The sequence below is a fragment of the Nonomuraea rhizosphaerae genome (assembly GCF_019396405.1).
In the GTDB taxonomy this organism is placed as follows: Bacteria; Actinomycetota; Actinomycetes; order Streptosporangiales; family Streptosporangiaceae; genus Nonomuraea; species Nonomuraea rhizosphaerae.
In genome coordinates this window covers 1-5625 of sequence record NZ_JAHKRL010000025.1, presented here as the reverse complement: position 1 = coordinate 5625, position 5625 = coordinate 1, and the positions used below count along the sequence as shown (strand labels likewise).

Here is a 5625-nt window from a genome sequence, read left to right as displayed (position 1 = left end):
GGCCACGACGGGCGGCGCGGTCATGGCGCCGGCGCGGCGGCCGGCGCCGAGCCAGGACGCCGCGCTGGCGGCCACGCACACCGGTCGGCCGCGCAGGGACGGCAGCGCGCCCCACGGCACCGTGTGCAGCAGGCCGGCGGGCACCACCACCAGCGGTTCGTCGCGGAGCTGGAGCGGGCGCAGCAGCAGCCGTTCGAGCTCGGCGGCGGCCAGGGCAAGCGGCGACTCCGGGCCGGCGTGCGCCGCCGGGTCGGCCGAGTTGCCCAGGACGGCCCGGCGCAGCGAGTAGCGCAGCGCCACCACCGCCTCGCGGATCGGCCCCAGCTCGCCCAGCCGCCGCAACGCCACCCGGTCGCGGGAGACGACCACGGCCAGCAGCGCCGACTCGTCCGTCACGAACTCGACCAGCGCCCCGTCACCCAGCTCCCCGCGCAGCGTGTCAGGGTCGGTCCGTGGGCAGGCGTGCGCGGGAGCCACCACGGCCCGCCACCGCTCGGCCCAGTCGAACACCTCCCCGGCGCACCCGTCGCGCACCGCCAGCCGCAGCCCGAACGCCGCCAGCCGCTCACCCGACCGGGCCGCGTGCGCCCGCAGCGACGCGTCGTCGTACTTCTCCATGCCGTCGCCCACCTCGGCCAGCCCGTCGTCGACCGCGCGGAAGGCCTGGGTGACGTCCTCCCGCAGCGCCGCCTCCAGCGCCAGGGCGTGCTGGCGGACCGGGGCCGGGATCTGGGACGCCTGCGCCAGGTGCCTGGCCTGCAGCTCGGAGGCCAGGGAGGTGAGCCGGGTGCCGGCCGGCATCCAGCGTTCGGCCCGCTCGGCGTGGACGGTGAGGCGGGCCAGCTGGGCGGAGGCCGTCGGATGGTCGTCGAGCGTGAGCGCGGCCTCGGCCGCGATCAGGCGCAGCGCCGCCGCGCCCGCCAGGCAGGCGGGGCCGTCCTCCAGCTCGTCGGCGCACGCGATCAGCTCGGCGAGCAGCGCGGGGGAGGACCCTTCGAGCTCCAGGCGGGAGCGGAGCACGACCTCGTCGGCCAGTGGCAACCAGGAGCCGCGCTCCTGCTCGACCAGCTCGCTCGCCGCCTGCGCGGCCACCTCCAGGGCGCGGGCCGGGTCTCCGGTGAGCAGCTCCACCTGCGCCAGCTTCAGCCGCGCCTCGGCGAGCGTCAGCCGGGCGGTGGAGGTCTCCAGGTCGGGCACGGCCAGGCAGAGCAGTGCCCTGGCCTCGCCGGGAAGGTGCGCGCTCAGCAGCGCCCCGGCGAAGTCGGCGCGCATCGTGGCCAGGCGTTCGGGGAAGTCGAACAGGGTGTCCTCGGCCGAGCGGTAGTGGGCGAAGGCTCCAGCGATGTCGCCCCGGCGTACGGAGAGGAAGGGCAGGTTCGCGGCGGCGAGGCGGGCCAGGTGGTCGAGCCCGGCGTGGCCGGCGATCTCCAGGCAGGCGACGATGTCGCGGGTGGCGGCGTCCCAGTCGCCCCGGTAGGCGTAGACGAGGCCGCGGTTGAGCAGCCCGCCGGCCAGGAACCGGCGGTCGTCGATGGTGCCCGGCGCGACCACCAGCGCCTGCAGCGCCCGGTCGCACGAGGCGATGGCCTCCTGGTAGCGGCCCAGGTGGGCGAGGGCGACGGCCCGCTGGGTGTCGAGCTTGGCCCGGTCGAGCGGCGCCAGGTAGGCCCACGCCAGCGCGGCGACCCTGAGCGCCTGGAGCGGATGGCCGAGCTCGGTGAGCACGGTCACCAGCGACAGCCGTACCTGGGCCAGCCGCCCGCCGTGGGCGCCGGGGATGTCGAGGGCGTGGCGCAGGTGCCGTTCGGCGGTCTCGAGGTCGCCGGACTCGCGGGCGGCCAAGGCCATCGCCCTGAGCGCGACCAACTCGGCCTCCGGGCAGCCCGCCGCCTTGGCGGCGGTGATGATGGCGCGGCCGGCGTGAGTGGCCTGGTCGGGGTCCACGACGGCACGCAGCAACGCCGTCTCGGCGACGGCGACGAGGGGAAGGTCGGCCTGGGGTGTGATCATGAGGGTGCGGTCTTCGGTAGGGGGCTGGCGGGCGCCAGGCGGAGAAGGACGGACGGGCGCCGGCCCCGAGGAGCTGGGCGGCGCCGGTCCGCAAGGAGACGGGCGGGAGCCAGGAGGTGGGACGCGGCCCGGGCTCCCGCGACGTCACGGGCGGATGCGCACCCACCTGGTTTGGACGGGTGCGAGGCCAGGACGATGACACACCACACTGAGCCAGCCCGGAGGCAGCCCTGTGACAGCGAACTGGCCCGTACGCGCAAGACGCCTGGTGAGCGTCAGATGCGGGGTCCGCACATCGACGTGGCTGCCCTCGCCAGGGTGCGGGAACACCTGTCCCGCTACGTCGATGAGACCGTCGCCAACCGTCACCTCCAGGTCGAAGGTGAGGCCGGCAGCGACGAATCGGACCAGACCGGGACCGTCGCCCCCTCGTGCGCCGATGGGTGAGGCGCAGTCGGCGGGTGGAGCGGTAACGGCTTGGGAGACCCGGAGCCCGTAGGTGTCACGTGCGGCGGCGGAAACGTGCCCAGGGATCGGGTCGCTCCCGGCGGCGAGCCGGAGTGCCGCCAGGAAATACTCATCGTTGATCATTGCACCGTCTCCTGTAGTGAGATCAGGGTGCGCAGTTTTTCCAGGCACCGGATCCTGGTTGGACCCACGGTGCCCACGGGCATTCCCAGCCGCACCGCCATCTGTTGGCTCCCCATGTCCGTCGCGACCAGTTGGAGGAGGGTGCGGCAAGGCTCTTTCAGATCGGAGACCGTCTTCCACAACAGACGGCTGTCGTCGGCCTCCAGGACCGCAGCCGCGGGATCAGGGTCGCTCGCGACGTCGACGGAGAGGATCCCGGGTGAATCCCTCCTGGCGATCAGGAGTGCCTCGCGGCGCGTGGTCGTCGCCAGCCACGCCCCTACTCCTGACGGTTCCCTGATGGTGTGGAGATGTTCGAGCAGGCGCAGCCAGGCTCCCTGGACCGCGTCCGCCGCGTCGGCTTCGTTCAGCCCGCACACGCGGGCCACAGCCCACATCCGCGGCCCGAACCTGGACTCGAGCAGATCCCAGGCCGTCCGGTCTCCGTCGGCCGCGGACTTGAGCAACTCCGCCGGATCGCGTGGCTCTCGCATGCGGCCTCCTTCGCCGTGCTGGACGAGAAGACAGCCCACCCTGTCTCCTCGTAATTGGCCGAGGACTGAGCGTAAACTCTACCGACTCCAGGGGATGAGAACTCCCAGATCGGGAATTTGCCGGGTCGCCTCCCGGTCAAGGACTCGCGCCGCCGCCTCCTTGGCGGGCAGGTCCCTGGCGGCGTCGGCGATCGTCCCGGCGACGACGGCCGCGGCGAAGGAGGTGCCGCTCCAGGCCGCGTACCCACCGAACTCGTCACGTTCGAGGAAACTGCTGGTCAGCCACTCGCCGCGGGCGCAGGCGTCCACCCACGGGCCGTGGGCGGAGTAGGGGGCCCGCCGCTCCTCGGCGGCGTCCAGCGCGCCCACGCCGATCACCTCGGGCAGCGCGGCCGGCCAGAACGGCCGGTCACCGGCCGTGTTGCCCGCGCAGGCCACCGCGACCGTGTCGGGCAGCGCCCGCAGCGTGTCGGTCAGCAGGGGCGGCGGGCGGTCGTCGAAGGAGTGACAGCCGAAGGACAGGTTCAGGACCTGCGGCGGCTGCCGGCTCATCCGGTGCAGGGCGCGGATGACCCCGGCCTCGTCCCCGACGCCGTTCCCGTCGAGTACCCGGCGCACCCGCAGCGAAACGCCGGGCGCCCGCCGCAGCAGCAGGCCCGCCAGGAACGTGCCGTGCCCCGCCTGCGCGCCCTCCTGGGCGTCGTCCTCGTCCTTGGACTGCCTCTCGTACCAGTCAGTGCCGGCCCACCACTGATGCTTGGCGACGCCGGTGTCGAGCAGGCCCACGACGGCGGGCGAGTGACTCCTGCCCTGTTTGTACGGCACGGACGCCACGGGGAACGGCCTGGACGCGGGCCCGCCCCAGAACAGCGGCTGCCCGGCGAGCACGTGGTTGGGTGAGGCGCGGAAGCCCTGTCCGCGCAGGTCCATCGTGATCTCGCAGGGGTCGACGCCGGGCGTCAGATGGATCACGCAGACCCCGTCGGCCTCGGAGACCGCCTGCGTCCATCGGGTCGCGGTCGACAGCGCGCTCCGGTCGGTCAATATCTGACCTGGCCGGATGAGCGACTCGCCGACAGATTGGATGTCCATGGGCGAGTTCCTTTCCTCGCCGGTCACAGCTGTCACTCCTGACTGCCGCACCAACTTGGTATGGGCCCCCTCTGGTGTCAGGTTGCGACCGACGGTAGTCTTCCCCTAGTCACTTGTGATCATCCCGGGGCGAGGCCGTTGGGGAAGGCGCACCTCGTACCGAATCGGGAGGTCCGGTGTCTGCTCGTGGCGTGCTGTACGTCCACTCGGCTCAGCCCGCGCTGTGCCCTCATATCGAATGGGCAGTCGCGGGCGTCCTTGGCGTGCCCGTGGATCTGACGTGGACGCCGCAACCCGCCGCGCCCAACGTCGTGCGGGCGCAGGCGGAGTGGGAGGGCCGGCCCGGCATCGCGGCGGCCATCACCTCCTCCCTCATGGGCTGGCAGCGCATCAGGTTCGAGATCACCGAGGACGCCTCGCCGGGCGTCGACGGGTCCCGCCATGCCTACACGCCGACGCTCGGCGCGTTCAGCGCGGTCATCGGGGCGGCCGGCGACATCATGATCCCCGAGGACCGGCTGCGCACCGTCATGCTGATGGCCGCCCAGGGCCGGGCCGTCCTGGAGGACGAGCTCGACAAGATGCTCGGCAAGCCGTGGGACGAGGAACTGGAGCCGTTCAGGTACGCCGGCGACGGCGCCCCCGTGCGCTGGCTGCACGCCGCCGTCTGATCGACGAGCAGGACCACCGGAAAGCGCTGAGCAGGACGTACGGCGTCCCCTGACGCCCCCCGACGGACGCCGAAGGGCCCCGCACCGGAAGATCGGTGCGGGGCCCTTCACGTGTGTTTACAGCGGGATGTTCCCGTGGGCGCCCCTGGCCGGGGTGGCCTGGGCCAGGACCTTGGCGATCGCGCCGCGGGTCTCCTCCGGCTTGATGACCTCGTCGATCACGCCGAGCTGCTGCGCCCGCTCCAGCCCACCGGCGAGCCTGGCGTGCTCCTCGGCCAGCCGCTGCTCCAGCTCGGCGCGCTCCTCCTCGGGCGCGGCGGCCAGTTCGCGCCGCTTCAGGATGCGCACCGCGGCGACCGCGCCCATGACCGCGACCTCGGTCGTCGGCCAGGCGAACACCTTGGTGGCGCCCAGCGAACGGGAGTTCATCGCGATGTACGCGCCCCCGTACGCCTTGCGCGTGACCAGCGTGACCCGCGGCACGGACGCCTCGGCGAACGCGTGCAGCAGCTTGGCCCCCCGGCGGACCACGCCGTCGTGCTCCTGCCCGACACCCGGGAGATAACCGGGCACGTCCACCAGGACAACCAAAGGGACTCCGAAAGCGTCACACATACGAACGAAGCGGGCAGCTTTCTCGGCGGACGTGGCGTCGAGGCAGCCGCCGAGCCGCAGCGGGTTGTTGGCGACCACGCCGACCGTCCGGCCGCCCCGGGGGGCCGGGGGCG

At 73.1% G+C, this 5625-nt stretch carries 6 protein-coding genes; 2 read left to right on the top strand and 4 right to left on the bottom strand.

Annotated features, from left to right (window positions below):
- Positions 1-2010 (bottom strand): tetratricopeptide repeat protein (locus KME77_RS01225; protein WP_219460544.1); only part of this gene is annotated, 2010 nt, incomplete at its 3' end.
- A gap of 279 nt (positions 2011-2289) precedes the next feature.
- On the opposite strand from KME77_RS01225, the gene KME77_RS01220 reads away from it, so the two are divergent.
- On the top strand, positions 2290-2457 hold the full coding sequence (locus tag KME77_RS01220) for a hypothetical protein (RefSeq protein ID WP_219460541.1): 168 nt from the start codon (positions 2290-2292) through the stop codon (positions 2455-2457).
- Positions 2458-2597: 140 nt separating this feature from the next.
- Here the strand turns inward: KME77_RS01220 and KME77_RS01215 are convergent, their stop codons facing one another.
- Together KME77_RS01215 and KME77_RS01210 are read right to left on the bottom strand one after the other, a co-directional pair.
- Positions 2598-3134, bottom strand: coding sequence for an RNA polymerase sigma factor (locus KME77_RS01215; protein ID WP_219460540.1), 537 nt, complete (start codon positions 3132-3134; stop codon positions 2598-2600).
- A 78-nt stretch (positions 3135-3212) separates the two neighbouring features.
- A complete protein-coding gene (locus KME77_RS01210) occupies positions 3213-4226 on the bottom strand; it encodes a S8 family peptidase (RefSeq protein ID WP_219460537.1) in 1014 nt (337 codons plus the stop codon).
- Between the two features lie 176 nt (positions 4227-4402).
- Between KME77_RS01210 and KME77_RS01205 the strand changes: the two genes are divergently transcribed.
- Entirely contained in the window at positions 4403-4897 is a 495-nt protein-coding gene (locus tag KME77_RS01205) for a DUF3145 domain-containing protein (protein WP_219460535.1), read from the top strand.
- Between the two features lie 117 nt (positions 4898-5014).
- On the opposite strand, the gene KME77_RS01200 is transcribed toward KME77_RS01205, so the two are convergent.
- Positions 5015-5625, bottom strand: a 611-nt coding sequence (locus tag KME77_RS01200) for a carboxyl transferase domain-containing protein (RefSeq protein WP_281423991.1), incomplete at its 5' end; no start/stop codon positions are given.

Bases quoted from the DNA above. Each gene is read 5' to 3' on its own strand.
- KME77_RS01220 (WP_219460541.1), top strand. From the start codon at position 2,290: ATGCGGGGTCCGCACATCGACGTGGCTGCCCTCGCCAGGGTGCGGGAA.
- KME77_RS01215 (WP_219460540.1), bottom strand. From the start codon at position 3,134: ATGCGAGAGCCACGCGATCCGGCGGAGTTGCTCAAGTCCGCGGCCGAC.
- KME77_RS01210 (WP_219460537.1), bottom strand. From the start codon at position 4,226: ATGGACATCCAATCTGTCGGCGAGTCGCTCATCCGGCCAGGTCAGATA.